General features: G+C 63.6%; 14 protein-coding genes and 1 tRNA gene. 10 read left to right on the plus strand and 5 right to left on the minus strand.

Going from position 1 to position 16,241, the window contains the following annotated elements; genetic code table 11:
- Positions 1–2: 2 nt before the first annotated feature.
- Positions 3–581: a type II secretion system protein N gene (locus MST27_RS14380; protein WP_243606624.1), complete on the minus strand. Its 579-nt coding sequence runs from the start codon at positions 579–581 to the stop codon at positions 3–5.
- Positions 582–961: 380 nt separating this feature from the next.
- Here MST27_RS14380 and MST27_RS14385 point away from each other — a divergent pair.
- A tRNA-Asp gene (locus MST27_RS14385) sits at positions 962–1,038 on the plus strand.
- A 339-nt stretch (positions 1,039–1,377) separates the two neighbouring features.
- Positions 1,378–3,507 (plus strand): putative bifunctional diguanylate cyclase/phosphodiesterase, encoded by a 2,130-nt coding sequence (locus tag MST27_RS14390; RefSeq protein ID WP_243606625.1) that lies wholly within the window; start codon positions 1,378–1,380, stop codon positions 3,505–3,507.
- An 11-nt stretch (positions 3,508–3,518) separates the two neighbouring features.
- On the opposite strand, the gene MST27_RS14395 is transcribed toward MST27_RS14390, so the two are convergent.
- The gene (locus MST27_RS14395) at positions 3,519–3,686 is read right to left on the minus strand and encodes a hypothetical protein (protein WP_243606626.1); all 168 of its coding nucleotides are present in this window, start codon (positions 3,684–3,686) and stop codon (positions 3,519–3,521) included.
- Positions 3,687–3,728: 42 nt separating this feature from the next.
- On the opposite strand from MST27_RS14395, the gene MST27_RS14400 reads away from it, so the two are divergent.
- From MST27_RS14400 to MST27_RS14410, 3 genes are read left to right on the plus strand one after another with little or no spacing between them, the layout of a single operon-like run.
- Positions 3,729–5,168, plus strand: a complete 1,440-nt coding sequence (locus MST27_RS14400; protein ID WP_243606627.1) for a cytochrome ubiquinol oxidase subunit I — start codon at positions 3,729–3,731, stop codon at positions 5,166–5,168.
- Between the two features lie 3 nt (positions 5,169–5,171).
- Positions 5,172–6,179, plus strand: a complete 1,008-nt coding sequence (cydB, locus tag MST27_RS14405) for a cytochrome d ubiquinol oxidase subunit II (protein ID WP_243606628.1) — start codon at positions 5,172–5,174, stop codon at positions 6,177–6,179.
- Positions 6,180–6,200: 21 nt separating this feature from the next.
- Entirely contained in the window at positions 6,201–6,356 is a 156-nt protein-coding gene (locus tag MST27_RS14410; protein WP_243606629.1) for a DUF2474 domain-containing protein, read from the plus strand.
- A gap of 266 nt (positions 6,357–6,622) precedes the next feature.
- On the opposite strand, the gene MST27_RS14415 is transcribed toward MST27_RS14410, so the two are convergent.
- Both MST27_RS14415 and MST27_RS14420 read right to left on the minus strand, forming a co-directional pair.
- Positions 6,623–7,666, minus strand: a complete 1,044-nt coding sequence (locus tag MST27_RS14415) for an AraC family transcriptional regulator (RefSeq protein ID WP_243606630.1) — start codon at positions 7,664–7,666, stop codon at positions 6,623–6,625.
- Entirely contained in the window at positions 7,663–8,670 is a 1,008-nt protein-coding gene (locus MST27_RS14420; protein WP_243606631.1) for a carbon-nitrogen hydrolase family protein, read from the minus strand. Before MST27_RS14420 ends, MST27_RS14415 begins: the two co-directional genes overlap by 4 nt.
- A 217-nt stretch (positions 8,671–8,887) precedes the next feature.
- Between MST27_RS14420 and MST27_RS14425 the strand changes: the two genes are divergently transcribed.
- The 5 genes from MST27_RS14425 (at position 8,888) to MST27_RS14445 (ending at position 15,005) form a co-directional block, all read left to right on the plus strand.
- Entirely contained in the window at positions 8,888–10,918 is a 2,031-nt protein-coding gene (locus tag MST27_RS14425) for an NADPH-dependent 2,4-dienoyl-CoA reductase (RefSeq protein WP_243606632.1), read from the plus strand.
- A gap of 43 nt (positions 10,919–10,961) precedes the next feature.
- Complete coding sequence (locus MST27_RS14430) at positions 10,962–11,390, plus strand: nuclear transport factor 2 family protein (RefSeq protein ID WP_243606633.1); 429 nt, start codon at positions 10,962–10,964, stop codon at positions 11,388–11,390.
- Between the two features lie 166 nt (positions 11,391–11,556).
- Positions 11,557–12,918: a chromosome partitioning protein ParA gene (locus MST27_RS14435; protein WP_243606634.1), complete on the plus strand. Its 1,362-nt coding sequence runs from the start codon at positions 11,557–11,559 to the stop codon at positions 12,916–12,918.
- Between the two features lie 2 nt (positions 12,919–12,920).
- The gene (locus MST27_RS14440) at positions 12,921–13,877 is read left to right on the plus strand and encodes a 1-aminocyclopropane-1-carboxylate deaminase/D-cysteine desulfhydrase (RefSeq protein ID WP_243606654.1); all 957 of its coding nucleotides are present in this window, start codon (positions 12,921–12,923) and stop codon (positions 13,875–13,877) included.
- Between the two features lie 24 nt (positions 13,878–13,901).
- Entirely contained in the window at positions 13,902–15,005 is a 1,104-nt protein-coding gene (locus MST27_RS14445; protein WP_243606635.1) for a cyclic nucleotide-binding domain-containing protein, read from the plus strand.
- A 1-nt stretch (position 15,006) separates the two neighbouring features.
- On the opposite strand, the gene chrA is transcribed toward MST27_RS14445, so the two are convergent.
- Complete coding sequence (gene chrA, locus MST27_RS14450; RefSeq protein WP_243606636.1) at positions 15,007–16,218, minus strand: chromate efflux transporter; 1,212 nt, start codon at positions 16,216–16,218, stop codon at positions 15,007–15,009.
- Between the last annotated feature and the right edge of the window lie 23 nt (positions 16,219–16,241).

Raw genomic sequence — 16,241 nt, forward strand, 5'->3', positions numbered from 1 at the left:
AGTCAGTCATCTTCCATGTTCTGTTCATCTAGGGGCGTATCCTCCGGCGGGTTGGTCGAGCCTTCCATCTGCTGGCGAAGCGCTTCCATCTGCTGCTGAAGCATTTCCGCTTGGGGATCCAATGCGTCCATCTCGGCAGGCTCGCTGTAGTCCGGCAGATTATCCGGCACGGCTGTTACGGCTCGGGTAGTGGGGAAGAATAGGTTCTCGATCCGGCCGCCGCGCTGTATTTCGACGCGGTCGGGGTGCACGCTTTCCAGGCTCAAGCCAGGTTGGAGTTCTTCTCCGACCCGATACAGACGGGGAGGGCTGCCGGCCAGCTGGACGATCGCGGTCGAACGCGACGGATCGGCATGTACGAAGCTGCCAAGCAAGGTTAGATCAGTATTCGTCGCCTCGGGGGTATAAGCAGCGCTTGGGGGAGTACCGAAAAGGCTGGACATGCGCTGCAGGTCAGGCACCACGCCGGCGGGTTGGGTCTCGCCTGCAGGCCGTTCGGTCGGCTCGCTTACCAGTTCCAGCCACTCGCTGATCTGCATCGCCAGATAAAGGCCGAACAGCACGACCACTACGGCGCTCACGATGAGCGGTGCCAGCGGTCGAACTCGTTGGAGAGCAGCGGGAAAAGCCAAGCGAGGCACTCCGAGGGCTAAAGGAGGAACAGACATGACCCATCCCGGTAACACTGCGAGCCGATGCCTGTAGGACAGGCTAGCCTCACGGCAGGATCATGGCGAGGAAATGCCTGAGTATGCCAGGCCAACTGACTGTTTTTCAGGCAAAAGGTGCCCGACGGGCTGAGAAATGCGTGGCGTGATTGCATCTTGCCGTCCTTTCTAGGAAAAAAATGTTGCAGCCTGTTGACTTGCCTGGGGTGGGTGCGTAAATTGCGCGCCTCGCAGGGCGGTCGGCCATCAGGCTGGTCAGCAATCTGCGAATCGGACATCAGTCCGGCCGACGCGCAGCGGTAGTTCAGTCGGTTAGAATACCGGCCTGTCACGCCGGGGGTCGCGGGTTCGAGTCCCGTCCGCTGCGCCATATCTGCTTCCACTGGAAGCCTCGCTAAAAGCGGCCATTGGCCGCTTTTTTCGTTTCAGTTCCTCATCCTTCTTTCATGAAGCTGCTGCGTGTCCGCTACGGCGATGCCCGTGCGCCCATTTGGTGCTTGTCGGCGGTGCGCGGGGAGGCTCGGCACCGAGGTGGTGCGTCGCTTGATTTCGCTCGGTAGCCGATGCACCGCTTGGCGAGGGTTGTGGGTGCATCGGCTCAGGAGTCGCGCTGGCACATTAATAGCTTCCCGCTGGGTTTCCGAACCCGCTGCGTCTTCTGAGGGATCAGCGGTGGCCAGTCCCGAATCCACTGCCGAGCGATAGCTAAATGACCCTCCCTCCCAGCCGCCCACAGCGGCCGCGCAAGAGCTTGCTCTCCAGCGAAGTACTGGACCGTTCGCGTGTGCTCGACACGCTGGTCAACAACCTCGATGCCATGACCTACCGCTGCCTTCACGATGCCCAATGGACCATGATCTTCGTCAGCCAGGGGTGCGTGGCGCTGACGGGGCACAGCGCGGCGGATCTGATCGGTCCTTCGGGCGTTTCCTGGGAGCTGATCACCCACGAGGAAGATCGCGGTCGGGTTCGTCGGGCTGTCGACCGAGCGGTGGCCAGTCGCCAACGGTTCTCCGTTCAGTACCGTATCGTCACCGCGAATGGCCTGATCAAGTGGGTCACCGAGCGTGGAGTGGCCGTTCATGATGAGCAGGGGCAGCTCGTCATCGAAGGCATCATCGAGGACTACACGGTGCAGAAGGCGACGCTCGATGCGCTGGAACAGGCCGAGTCGCGTTACCGCAGCATTTTCGAGAATGCCTCCGAGGGCATCTTCCAGTCGACGCGCGAAGGACGCTACCTGGCTGCGAACCAGGCGCTGGCCCGGCTGTACGGTTATGCCTCGGCCAAGGCGTTGATCGCCGACCTGTCCGATATCGATCGTCGACTGTACGTTCAGAGCGGCCGCCGCGAGGAGTTCTGCCGTCTGATGGAGCTTCATGGGCAGGTGCTCAATTTCGAGTCGGAGGTGTTTCGCCAGGACGGCTCCCGTATCTGGATATCCGAAAATGCTCATGTCGTGCGGGATCCGGCTGGGCGTTTCATCTGTTACGAAGGCACGGTCCAGGATATTTCCGAACGGCGGCACTACCAGGCGCAACTCGAGCGTCAGGCCAACCACGATCTGCTGACGGGATTGCCGAACCGTATCCTGCTCGCCGACCGGATCGAGCAGGGCTTGGCACATGCCGCGCGGTCGGGCTACTACCTGACGCTGGTATTCATGGACCTCGACAACTTCAAGTTCATCAATGACGGCCTTGGGCACAGCGCTGGCGATGAGCTGCTGAAGATCGTCGCGAGCCGCCTGACGGGTTGCCTGCGCAGCTCGGATACCGTCGCCCGGCTGGGCGGGGACGAGTTCGTGCTGGTGCTCAATGATCATTACCGTATCAGTACCGTGGTGACCCTGCTCGAACGGGTCGTCCAGGATGTCGGTCGTCCCATTACCCTGGGCAACCGGGAATTCCAAGTCACATCCAGCCTCGGCGTCGCGCTTTATCCGGAGGACGGTGAGGATGCACAGAGCCTGCTCAGGCACGCCGACGTCGCCATGTACGAAGCGAAGAAGCGAGGGCGTAACAATTTCCAGTTCTTTACTCCGGAGCTCAACCGGGTGGCGGACGAGCGGCTCAATATCGAGGCCGCGATGCGCGTGGCGTTGGACACGGGCGGGTTCGAAGTGCATTACCAGCCGAAGGTCGATCGCGCTCGTCGCGTTACCGGCGTAGAGGCGCTGGCGCGCTGGACGCACAAGGAGCTCGGGCCGATCACACCGGACCGCTTCATCCCGGTCGCCGAGGAAACCGGGCTCATTCTGCCGCTGACCCTGGCGGTCCTGCGCCAGGCCTTCGCCGCGGGGCAGCGATGGAACCGTGAACGCCAATCGCCTCTGCGCGTGGCGGTCAATCTGTCCGCCCAACTGTTTCTCACCGACGATATCGTCGGTCATGTCGCCGGATTGCTTGAGCAGACTGGCTTGTCGGCGCGGCAGGTGGAGCTGGAAATCACCGAAACCGTATTCCTCGGCGACAACGATCGCGCCGTGACGATCCTGCGTGACTTCAAGGCGTTGGGGCTCAGCCTTGCCATGGACGATTTCGGGACCGGTTACTCCTCGCTCGGCTACCTGCGTCGCTTTCCGCTCGACACGATGAAGATCGACCGCTCATTGGTTACCGATGTGGAGCGAGAGCCAGAGGTGGCGATGATCGCCCGTGCCGCCATCTCCCTGGGCAAGAGCCTGGGCAAGACGGTGGTCGCCGAAGGCGTGGAGAACGCTGCCCAATTCGACTTTCTCGCGCTGCACGGTTGCGATGAGTTCCAAGGCTACCTGCTGTCCCGGCCGGTGCCGGAAGCCGCTATCGATGAGCTCCTGGCGCAGCACGCGGCAATCTGACCCAGGACTCGTCAGCGCCCGCCGCTTTGCTGCGAATGCTTCGTAACGCCCCGGTTTTCGCCGCTTCGGGTGATATCAATGCCGACCTTGATCCAGGTCATCCGGCGTGCCTGCGTCATCTGGTAGCGCGCCTCGTGCGCACCCTTGCGTTCTAATGCTGTCACTAATGCGTGAATCATTAACGAAGCCAAGTGCAAGCGGCTGCTGACGAGGGGTAGTGAATGTTCGGTTTGGAAGCTCTCGAGCTTGCGCGGATCCAGTTCGCTTTTACCATTTCCTTCCACATCATCTTTCCGGCGATCACCATCGGCCTGGCGAGCTTCCTGGCCGTGCTGGAAGGCCTGTGGCTGAAGACCAAACGCCAGGTCTACCGGGATCTCTACCACTTCTGGCTGAAGATATTTGCGGTCAACTTCGGGATGGGCGTGGTGTCGGGCATCGTCATGGCCTACCAGTTCGGTACCAACTGGAGCGCCTACTCGGAATTCGCCGGCAGCGTGACGGGTCCCTTGCTGGCCTATGAAGTGCTGACCGCGTTCTTCCTCGAGGCGGGCTTCCTCGGGGTCATGCTGTTCGGCTGGAACCGGGTCGGGCCGGGGCTGCACTTCTTCTCCACGCTCATGGTGGCGGTCGGCACCCTGATCTCGACGTTCTGGATCCTTGCTTCCAACAGCTGGATGCACACACCACAAGGACACGAAATCATCGATGGCGTGGTGGTCCCGGTGGACTGGCTGGCAATCATCTTCAACCCCTCGTTCCCCTATCGCCTGACACACATGGCCATCGCCGCGTTCCTGGCGACGGCCTTCATGGTTGGCGCTTCTGCCGCCTGGCACCTGCTGCGCGGAAACGACAACCCGGCAATTCGCAAGATGTTGTCGATGGCGATGTGGATGGCGTTGATCGTCGCGCCGATTCAGGCGGTGGTCGGTGACTTCCACGGTTTGAACACGCTCGAGCATCAGCCGGCGAAGATCGCCGCGATGGAAGGGCATTGGGATAACAGCGCGGGCGAGGCCACGCCGTTGCTGCTGTTCGGCTGGCCGGACATGGAGCGGGAGGAGACCCGATACAAGGTCGAAATTCCCTATCTGGGCAGCCTCATTCTCCAGCACAGCCTGACCGAGCAGGTGCCCGCGCTCAACGAGTTCCCGCCTGAGGACCGTCCCAATGCGACCATCGTGTTCTGGACCTTCCGGGTCATGGTCGCGCTGGGGTTGTTGATGATCCTGACCGGATTCTGGAGCCTCTGGCTGCGGCGCGGGGGGCGGTTGTACCAATCCCGCCCCTTCCTGCGGCTGGCCTTGCTGATGGGGCCGTCCGGCATCCTGGCGATCCTGGCCGGCTGGTTCACGACCGAGATCGGGCGGCAGCCTTGGGTCGTCTACGGCGTGATGCGCACCGCCGATGCGGTTTCCAACCACGGCGCCGAGCAGCTCGGGCTCACCTTGGCCATGTTCGTGCTCATTTATTTCGCAGTGTTCGGTATCGGTTTCGTCTATGTGCTGAGACTGATTGCCAAGGGGCCGATCCTCAACGAGGGCAACGAGAAGGGTGCCGGAGGTCCTGGCGAGAAGCGTACGCCGATGCGGCCGTTGTCGGCTGCGGACGAGGCCATCCCGCATGATGGCGGTGACGAACTGGGCGAGAGGAACTGAGTCATGGGCATCGATCTTTCGCTGATCTGGGCGATCATCATCATCTTCGGCATCATGATGTACGTGGTCATGGACGGCTTCGATCTGGGCATCGGCATCCTTTACCCCTTCCTCGCCGACAGTTCGGAGCGGGACGTGGCGATGAATACCGTCGCGCCGATCTGGGACGGTAACGAGACCTGGCTGGTATTGGGTGGGGCAGGGCTGTTCGCGGCTTTCCCGATGGCCTATTCGGTGGTGCTATCGGCGCTGTACCTGCCGATCATCTTCATGCTGATGGGCCTGATCTTCCGCGGTGTAGCCTTCGAGTTCCGTTTCAAGGCCAGTGCGGATCGCCAGCATATCTGGGACAAAGCCTTTGTTGGCGGCTCGCTGGCCGCGACCTTCTTCCAGGGGGTTGCGCTGGGGGCGTTCATCCACGGGTTCCCGGTCGAGGATCGCGCCTATGCGGGCGGTGCACTGGATTGGCTGACGCCCTTTTCGGTGTTCTGCGGCCTGGCCCTGATCGCTGCCTATGCCCTGCTAGGTTGCACCTGGCTGATCATGAAAACCTCCGGTGAGCTGCAGAAACGCATGCACGATATCGGCATCCCGCTGGTCTGGGCGGTGCTTGCCGTGACCGGTATCGTCAGCATCTGGACCCCACTGACGCACCCGGATATCGCCGAGCGCTGGTTCAGCATGCCTAACCTGCTGTTGTTCATGCCGGTGCCAGTTCTCGTGCTGCTCTGCACCTTCGGTCTGCTCCGTTCGATTGCCCGCTACGCTCACTACTCGCCATTCCTCTTCACGCTGGCGCTGATCTTCCTTGGTTACAGCGGACTGGGCATCAGCCTCTGGCCGAACATCATTCCGCCTTCGGTCAGCATCTGGGAAGCGGCTGCGCCCCCGCAGAGCCAGGGTTTCGCCGTTGTCGGCGCCTTGCTGATCATTCCGCTGATCCTCATGTACACCGCCTGGAGCTACTACGTATTCCGCGGAAAGGTCAGTGCGGAAGACGGCTATCACTGAGGCCTGCGATCGGAGCGCGACATGAGGAAACAGCACGAAGAGGGTGCGCCGCCCAGGCCGTTGTGGCAGCGCATGACCTGGCTGGTGGTCATCTGGTCCGCCAGTGTCCTGGCGCTCGGTGTGGTGGCCTGGCTGCTGCGACAGTTCATGACAGCGGCAGGGCTGGCGACACCTTAGGGCCCGTTTCAGTGGCCTCGGCACCTGTTCACCAGCCGCGGCAATAAGGCGCGTTGCAGCTTCACCTCGCCGGGATTATTTCTAGACCAGCCTGAGTGCGGTCATCTGTCGGTCATTTGCGCGAATTAGTGTGGCTGGCACGGCCTTTGTATTGGTCCAGTCGAACCTCCAGAGGAGACGCCAATGGACGACTATCAAGACGAAATCCTCGAATGGCATGCCGCCGAGCAGGACGGCCCGGAGCCGGCTGACGACGCCTTCGAACTTTAACCGGCACGCCGCTGGGCGCGTCTGTATTCGCCGGGTGTCTGGCCGCACCAGCGCTTGAACGCCCGTTGAAACGCTTCCGCTGACGAAAAACCGAGTAGCCAGGCGATCTCGCCGAAGGCTGATTCGGTTTCGCGGATGTAGGCCATCGCCAGGTCACGTCGGGTGTCGTTGATGATCGCCCGATAGGTGGTCCCTTCTTCTTCCAGCTTGCGCCGCAGCGTCCAGGGCGGCAGTTGCAAGCGCGCCGCCACCTCATTGAGATCCGGTTCCTGGCCTTTGAGCATCGGCCCCAGCAACTGTGCCACCCGCTCGCGAAGGCTGCGGGTTCGGGTACGTCGGTCCAGTTCGGCCTCGCAGAGCTCGCGCAACTGACGCCAGGTGCCGGGGCAGTGCTCGGGGTTGCGTAGCGCCAGCGAGGCCTGATCGAGCCGAAGCTGGTTGTGCTCGGCGCCGAATGCCACGGGGACGCCGAAGAACGACTCGTAGCGCGACCCGTACGGCGGCCGGTCGAATTCGATATGCACCGCGCTCGGCGACAGTGGACGTGCCGCGATGGCGGCCAGCTGGGTCACCCAACTGGCCAGCACCGTATCCACCACGAAGCGGTTGTAGCCGTTATACGGGCTTATGGAATAGAAGCGCAGCCAGGCTCCACCGGCATCCTCATGTAGGCTCGAGGTGCCGCGGTAGTTCGATGCGTAGAGCGGTTCGAAACGGATCAGCGTGCGGGCCGCTTCCCGCACGGTGGGGGCCTGGGCAGCGGTCACACCGACGAGGCCAAGGTGACCCGCCTTGCGCAGACGGCCCATGTCCAGCCCGAGCCCCGGTTCGCCCGTCAGCTGCATGGCCGCGTGCCCCAGCCGCATATAACGCGGGATGGACAATCGCGCCTGGGGTTCGGCCAGCCTCGCCTGGTCCAGCCCATAGGCGATCAGCAGTGGCTGCGGGTCGATGTGCCGTTCCTGCAGTGCACTGGCGAGGCTGTGGACGAAGCCGACGGAAAGGTCGCCCAGGCGCACCTTCTGTTGCGAAGGCCTCACGGCTCGGGTAACCACAAGTTGGTGATACGCACCGGCTCGCCGCGTGGATGGCGAGTCGGGCGTCGCGGCGAGCCGACCAGGTTCCAGGGCAGCTCGAAGGTGCTGACACGAAGCGTCGGTACGTCAGGGGTGGCGGCCTGGTCGTTCGAGCACGGCGGCGGCAGCGCTTTTCCTGCGCCGGTGATCACGAGCAGTTCGGCATCGGCTTCGAGCGCTCGCCGGTCGCCATCGCACCCGATCCTGACGGCCAGCCGGCCAGCTGGCGTCTGGATCAGCGTATTCTGTGCGTCGGCCGGCGCTTCGCTGTAACGGCGCTCATAACGGCTCAGCTGCTCTTTGTATTGCAGCGGCCCCAGGGGCGTGCCGTCGCGGGAAAAGGTCAGGCTCACCTGTCGCAACGGCCCGCTACCGGCGACGAGCCGGCCGTCGGTCAGCCGCGGCTCCGGCAAGACGATCGAACCGGCCACGAGCGTCACACCGTAGGTCTTCGCCAGGCCGCCGAATACGGTCTGGTAATCGCGCGCCATCTGGTCCGCCTTGATCTTCAGTACCGCTTCGGTGCGGCGATCCCGGCCTTGGTGATCGAGCAGAGCGCGCAGATAGCCCCAGGGGTTGCTCAGTGCCATCCACTGCATGGCGTCGCGCAGGGTGCGGGCCTGCTGTACTTCGGGTTTTTCGTCCACGGCGAAGAGCCCGGTGCCGACATGTTCGGGCAAAACGACCAGGGTTCGTTCGTTCAGTAAGCCCTCCTTGCGCGCCTGGTCCAGGTAGGTGGCGAAGCGCAGGTGCAACCGCTGTGCATCCTGATAATCGGCGGGCAACAGCCGCGCCTCGATCCCCAGCAGGTTGCCGGCGGTGCCGGGCTTGCCCTGGCTCTGGATCGGCAGGGTGCGCAGATCCGAGAGCAGCGGGCCGCTACGCCGGTCGCCGGTCCAGTCCAGATAGAGGATGAGGGCAGCGAGGCCGATCAGGGCGAGGGCGAAGAATTTGCTGTGCGTTGGCATGTGGGCATTGGCGTGACGGACGGTCTCAGGGTAGTCAGATGCGGCATAGGTGCCAAGTGATAATGCGCGAAACGATCAGATAGTTGTGCGTTTCGATCATTGAGCCGGTCGTGCTGCCTGTTTATCGTCGCTGCATCCGGATCGCACCCATGAGAGGCGCGACCATGACCGTTGAGCGCCTGCACATGCTTCGTGCCGCCTGAATCGAGGATCGACCATGACCGCCTTTCCCCACCTGCTGGCTCCGCTGGACCTGGGCTTTACCACGTTGCGCAATCGCACCCTGATGGGCTCGATGCACACCGGCCTGGAAGAGATGCCCGATGGTTTCGAGCGCATGGCCGCGTTCTTTGCCGAGCGGGCCCGTGGCGGTGTCGGCTTGATCGTCACGGGAGGCGTTGGACCCAACGAGGAGGGTTCCGTGCGCGCCGGTGCAGCCAAGCTCTCGACACCGGAAGAGGCGGATGAACACCGGATCGTCACCCAGGCGGTCCATGAAGCCGGCGGCAAAATCTGCATGCAGATCCTGCACGCAGGGCGCTATGCCTATAGCCCGCAACTGGTGGCGCCTAGCGCGATCCAGGCGCCCATCAACCCCTTCACGCCGCGTGAACTGGACGAGGCGGGTATCGAGAAGCAGATCGGCGACTTCGTCAACTGCGCGCGCCTGGCGCAACAGGCGGGGTACGACGGCGTTGAGATCATGGGGTCGGAAGGCTACTTCATCAATCAGTTCCTGGTAGCGCACACCAACCATCGCACGGACCGCTGGGGTGGTAGCTACGAGAACCGGATGCGCCTTCCGGTCGAGATCGTCAGCCGGGTGCGCGAAGCGGTGGGGCGCGATTTCATCATCATCTATCGGCTTTCCATGCTCGATCTCATCGAGGGCGGCAGCACCTGGGATGAGGTCGTGTTGCTGGCCAAGGCCATCGAGCGCGCCGGTGCGACCCTGATCAACACGGGCATCGGCTGGCACGAGGCGCGGATCCCGACGATCGCCACCAAGGTCCCGCGCGCCGCCTTTACCAAGGTGACCGCCAAGCTGCGGGGTGAGGTGAGCATTCCGCTGGTCACCACCAACCGCATCAACACCCCTGAAGTGGCTGAACAGGTCCTGGCCGAGGGCGATGCCGACATGGTGTCGATGGCGCGTCCGTTCCTGGCCGATCCGGAATTCGTCAACAAGGCCGCCGCTGGTCGCAGCGAAGCCATCAATACCTGCATCGGCTGCAACCAGGCCTGCCTCGACCATACCTTCAGCGGCAAACTGACCACCTGCCTGGTCAACCCGCGTGCCTGCTACGAAACCGAGCTGAACTACATCCCAACCGCGAAGGTGAAGAACATCGCGGTGGTGGGGGCCGGACCGGCTGGTTTGGCCGCGGCCACGGTGGCGGCGGAGCGAGGTCATCAGGTCACACTGTTCGATTCGGCGAGTGAAATCGGTGGCCAGTTCAACATTGCCAAGCGAATCCCCGGCAAGGAAGAGTTCCACGAAACGCTGCGCTACTTTTCGAACAAGCTGCGCGAGACGGGCATATCGCTCCGGTTGAACACGCGAGCCGGTGCTGCGGATCTGCTGTCTGGCGGCTTCGACGAGATCGTGCTGGCCACAGGTATTGCCCCGCGTACCCCGGACATTCCCGGCATCGACCACCCGATGGTGATCGGGTATCTCGATGCCATTCTTCAGCGCAAGCCTGTCGGACAGCGGGTCGCGGTCATCGGTGCTGGTGGCATCGGCTTCGACGTGTCCGAGTTCATCACCCATGACGGTCAGTCGACCAGCCTGGACCGTGAAGCGTTCTGGAAAGAATGGGGCATCGATCTTGGTCTGCAGGCGCGTGGCGGGATCGCCGGTATCCAACCGGCACCGCATGCGCCGGCTCGGCAGGTCTATCTGCTCCAGCGCAAGAAGAGCAAGGTGGGCAACGGCTTGGGCAAGACCACCGGCTGGATCCATCGAACCGGACTGAAGAACAAACGGGTGCAGATGATCAGCGCGGTGGAGTATCTGCGGATCGATGACCAGGGTTTGCATGTGCGCGTGGCCGAGGGTGAGCCGCAGGTTCTGCCGGTCGACACGGTCATCGTCTGCGCCGGTCAGGATCCGCTGCGTGAGCTGCAGGGCGAGCTCGAAGCGGCGGGCCGCAAGGTGCACCTTGTCGGCGGCGCCGACGTCGCCGCTGAACTCGATGCCAAGCGTGCCATCAACCAGGGTTCGCGCCTGGCGGCCGAACTCTGATCCCCCGCGCCCCGCTCGGGGCGCTTCGCCCGAGGGCTCTGCCATGAATGCTGCACCCCCAGAACCTGCCATCGCCGAAAGCCTGAAACGCTGGCATCAGATGATTGCGGCACGGCGGTTGGATCGCCTGCCGGAGCTGCTGGACCCCGCAGTGGTGTTTCGTTCGCCGATGGCCCATACACCCTACCAAGGGGCGCCGACGGTCAACCTCATCCTCAATACCGTGCTCGGCGTGTTCGAGGACTTCACCTATCACCGCGAGCTGTTCAGTGATGACGGCACGAGTGTGGTCCTGGAGTTCAGTGCCAGGGTCGGTGAGCGCCAGCTCAAGGGCATCGACCTGATTCGCTTCGATTCGAGCGGGGCGATCGTCGAATTCGAGGTCATGGTTCGCCCCATGAGCGGCCTTCAGGCGCTGGGTGAAGAAATGGGAAGGCGGTTGGGACCGTTGCTTGCAGCTGGCAATCGCTGAGCAGCCAACCCGGTCACAATTTACCGGCGCCGGTGTCGAAGCGCTTCTCCGGCGCCGGATCGCCTGCCAACCCAATCACATTGCCCGCCCGACTTTTTCCCCTACACTTGCCGCCATACAGCGCAGTTCGGGTGCGCTACGAGACTAGCCGTGAAGGATGCCGAGCATGCAGATCAAGCCGCAGACGGTCGAGGCCGTACTGTTTTTCAACGACAGCGGTATCTGCAAGGAAATGCTCTATCCCGAATTCGAGGCCATGCTCGACGGCCTTGTATCCATGCCCGCATTCGCCGACCAGCAAATGCGCGTTGCGTACGTGCTGGTGAATGCCCGGCTGCAGATCCGCGCGGCAGTGTTCTTCTATCTCGATTTCAATGAAGACGGCTCTGCCGACAGCGGCTGGAACATTCCACTGCGCAGCCTGGCCGAGCGCACCGGTCGAGGGCCCGATCTCGGCGCAGGCCCCATCCGTCTGGCCTGCCGAAGTCAGTGCCCCGTCGCCTGGCACCAGATGCACCTCTGGGATCCGCAGATGACGCAGGGCAACAACCATTTCGTCATGCTGCGCGACCGCATCAAGCGCAACCAGCTCGGCTTGCTGGTCGAGGATGAAGCGCCACCACCGGTACCGACCGAGCGGTTGCAGATGGTCGCGGAGGACACCTGGTACGCGGCCGATGCCGGCAAGGAAGCTGCGGCACGTCAAGCCGACAAGCTTGAGCAGGAGCAGCGGCTAAAGGCCGCGCAACTGATCAAGCAGCAGCGTCAGCGTATTGCCAACCTCGAGCAGGCAAGGGAACTCGAGGCGACCAAGCTGCGCGAGCTGGCGGCTCAACAGCAGGCGCGTCTGGAGGAGGAGATCGCAACACTGCGAGTCGAGCTTAGCCGACAGGAGCGCCTTGCCGGTGAGCTGCGCGATCAACTGGCCGCTCAGGCCGAAGGCTTTCAGAAAACACGCGAGGAAATGAGTCGGCAGTTGCGGGCGCTGGAAGAGAACAGCCGCGCCGAAGCCGCGATCGCGCGGGAGCGCTTTGCCGAGGAGCTGCAAGTGCAGGTGGCCGCCGCCGTCGCCGAATACCAGGAGCAGGTGACCATTCGTGACGTCGAGCTGGCGTACCGCAACGAGCTCGACACCCAGCTTCAGGAGGAAATAGAGCAACTGCAAAAGCGTTGCGAAGCGCTTACCGAACAGAGTGGTGAGCGCAAGCTCGAAGCCCTGTCGCGCATTGGCGTGCTTTTCATGGCCTACCACCCCGGCGCCGGTCACCTCACCATTCCGCTTCAGGACATGGCGCGCTACCAAGACAATCCGCTTGCCTACGCAGCGGCCAAGTGCGGGGTATCCGAAGAGCAGTACCGGCAATGGGTCCAGCACTTCCAGCAGCCTACATGCGTGGCGTCGCTCCCAAGCGGCGAACGCTGCAACATGCCTTTGGACAAGATCGACTCCCCGGCACGCTTCGTCATTGGCGAATCCAACTGCTGTGCGCGCCATCGGACGCTGGATCGCCTGCGCACGGGTAGCTGACGCTGGTGCAGGCTAGCCGGACGTTGTTTTCCGATATTCCCTCGGCTGCGCTCCAACCGCTTCGCCTTGGCTGGCTGGATCGAGCCGGCGTCGAACTGGCCATCTTGCGCCTCGATCAGGTCGATCCGCTGCTTTCCGGCAACAAGTGGTACAAACTCGCGCACCATCTTGCCGCCGCCCGGGCGGCAGACGCCAAGGGGCTTATCAGCCTCGGCGGCCCTCACTCCAATCATCTGCATGCACTTGCGGCTGCCGGCCAGCGTTTCGGCTTGCCGACCGTCGGCCTGCTACGGGGTGAGCCCCAAGCCACGGCGACTGTGCAAGACCTCCAACGCTTCGGCATGACGCTTCACTGGTTGGGTTATGGCGGTTACCGCGACCGGCATCGCGCCGATTTCTTCGAAGCCTGGCGGATTCGCTACCCGGACTATCACTGCATCCCGGAGGGGGGTGGTGGACTGCCGGGGGCCTTGGGGTGCGCGACCTTGCCAGCAATGGTCGAGGCGCAGTTGCCTGGTCTGGGCTGGCCCGACCACCAGGGATGGTGGTTGGCAGCGGGGACGGGCACGACGCTCGCGGGGATTGTCATCGGTGAAGCCGGGATGTCCGGGCGCCCGGTCTTCGGTGCATTGGCTGGGCCTGTTTCACATCGCGTTACCGATACGGTCCGGCAACTGCTCGACGAAGCAGGGATTCGCGCACCCGCCTACCAGCTGATCGACGCCAGCCGTGGCGGCTTCGCTCGATTCGACGCGGACCTCGCTCACTTCATGTTCGAGACGGAACGTGAAGGACGCCTGCTGCTCGAGCCCGTCTATACCGCAAAGGCCATGATGGCATTGCGCCTTTACGTCGAGGCCGGGTATTTTGCCGCCGGTACGCGGCTCGTTTTCGTGCACACCGGCGGGCTCCAGGGCAGGAGGGCTGCCCTGCCACGTCTGAACGCACTGCTGCGCTGACCCAACGCTTTCTGGAATCCAAGGATGAACAAGCCGCTGCATGTCGATCAGATCAGTCACCTGTTTCCGCTCAACGCGCTTGCGCCGAGGCAACTGCAGCAGCTTCGCGACCAGCTGACGCCAAGGGCGCTTGGGCGTGGCGAGGCACTTTTCGAGGCCGGGGCTGGCGTGAACGCTACCTATTTCCTGCTGAAAGGTGCGCTGGCGCTCCACGGACCGGGCGGCGACCGTTCGCTCGTGGCGGAGTCGCCGGAGGGTCGTCGGGCGCTGGTGCCGGGGGCCTCGCTGCAGAGCGCCCACGCTACCGAGGACTCGAGTGTGCTCATGATCGACAGCCGGGCGCTCGATCGATTGCTGTCCAGGCAACAAGCCGATGCCGATCTGCTCCTGGAGCTGGCGTCCACCGGCGAGCTGACCGATTGGCTCGAGGAGCTGCTGGACAACCCGCTATTCGCCAAAGTCCCCGTGGAAAACGTGCGCCAGATGCTCGGCAGACTTCACGAGATCGAGCTGCCGGCCGGCTATGTACTGCTGCGTGAAGGGGATGCCGGCGACTGCTGTTATTTCCTCAAACGCGGCCGCGCCGAAGTCATTACCGGCCTTGGCGGCAACCGTCAGGTCGTCGCGGAACTGGCCGTAGGCGCCTGCTTCGGGGAGGAGGCGCTGCTCAGCGATGCGCCACGCAACGCGACCGTCTCGCTGATCGAGGACGGCGCTGTGTTGCGTCTGGCCCGGCAGGATTTTCTGGCGCTGCTGCAGGCGCCGGTGGTGGCCGAAGTCGAGCTGGACGAGGCGGAGGCGTTGCTCGAACAGGGCGCGCAATGGCTGGACGTCCGCCTCACCGATGAATACGAGCGAGGGCATGCGGCGCAGGCCTTGAACATGCCTCTGCATCTGCTGCGCCTCAAGACGCGTTTGCTCGCACCCGAGCGGGTCTACCTGTGCTACTGCGACAGCGGCAAGCGCAGCGCCAATGGCGTCTTTCTGCTGGCCCAACTGGGTTTTCGCGCCTATGGGTTGCGTGGTGGGTTGAACGCGCTGAGCTGCGAACGGCTCGATCGTTTTCTCTGCGAGCAGGGCAGCGGCTACCTGGCTCGCTCCGGCGGCCGTACCGAACGCAGCGGTTGAGCTAGAACCCTGGAAGCCACCAGCCGACGAGCCCGCCGCCGAGCACCACCAGCCAGGGCGGCAGTTTCCAGGCGGTCAGGGCGGCCAGCGCAAGGAGCACCAGCGCGAAATCGCCCGAGTCATGGACGGCGCTCGTCCACACCGGATCGTACAGCGCGGCCAACAGCAGGCCGACCACGGCAGCGTTGATTCCAGCCAGCGCGCCCTGCAGGTGTTGATTGGCGCTCAGGCGCGCCCAGAATGGCATCACGCCCAGCACCAGCAGGAACGAGGGAGCGAACACCGCGACCAGACACACCGCGGCGCTGAAAGGGCTGCCGCCGTGCATCGCGCCTCCCAGGAAGGCGGCAAAGGTGAACAGCGGGCCCGGCACGGCCTGCGCTGCACCGTAGCCGGCCATGAAGGTGTCCTGGTTGACCCAGCCGTTGGTTACGACTTCTGCCTCCAGCAGCGGCAGCACGACATGCCCGCCGCCGAAAACCAGGGCGCCAACCCGATAGAAGGTGTCGACGAGCGCTACCAGGGGGGCGCTCCATGTTGCGGCCAGTAACGGCAAGATCAGTAACGACGCGAAAAAGAACGCCAGCAACAGCCCCCCGGTCGATCGGCTGATACGAGGGGCGACAGGCGCCCGCTCGGCGACTCGATCCAACCGAAACAGGGCCAGGCCCAGCAGGCCCGCGGCCAGGATGATGCCCAACTGGGTCCAGGCGGCCGGCGCGAGCAGGGCAGCGCTTGCCGCCATCACGGCGAAGCCGATCCGCAGGCCATCGCTACAGAAGGTACGTGCCATGCCCCAGACCGCCTGGGCAACGACCGCCACCGCGACGATCTTCAGCCCATGCAGCAGGCCGCTTGCCGTGGCGCTTTCCCAACTCGCCAACCCCAGCGCGAACAATGTCAGCGCGACAGCCGATGGCAGGGTAAACCCGGCCCAGGCGGCAAATGCCCCGGGCGTGCCGGCGCGCAACAGACCGATGGCGATACCGACCTGGCTGCTCGCCGGGCCCGGCAGGAATTGGCAGAGCGCGACAAGGTCCGCGTAGCTTCGCTCGTCGAGCCAGCCGCGACGGCTGACGAAGGCGTCTCGAAAATAGCCCAGGTGTGCGACCGGGCCTCCGAACGATGTGAGGCCGAGGCGCAGGAAAATCAGGAAGATGCGCCAGGGGCTGTCGGACGGGGCTTGGCTGGAGAGGGTGGCAGAATCGGTCATGGCGTGCGGTGGTTGGGTCGAGT

The sequence above is a fragment of the Stutzerimonas marianensis genome (assembly GCF_022810315.1).
GTDB lineage: Bacteria > Pseudomonadota > Gammaproteobacteria > Pseudomonadales > Pseudomonadaceae > Stutzerimonas > Stutzerimonas marianensis.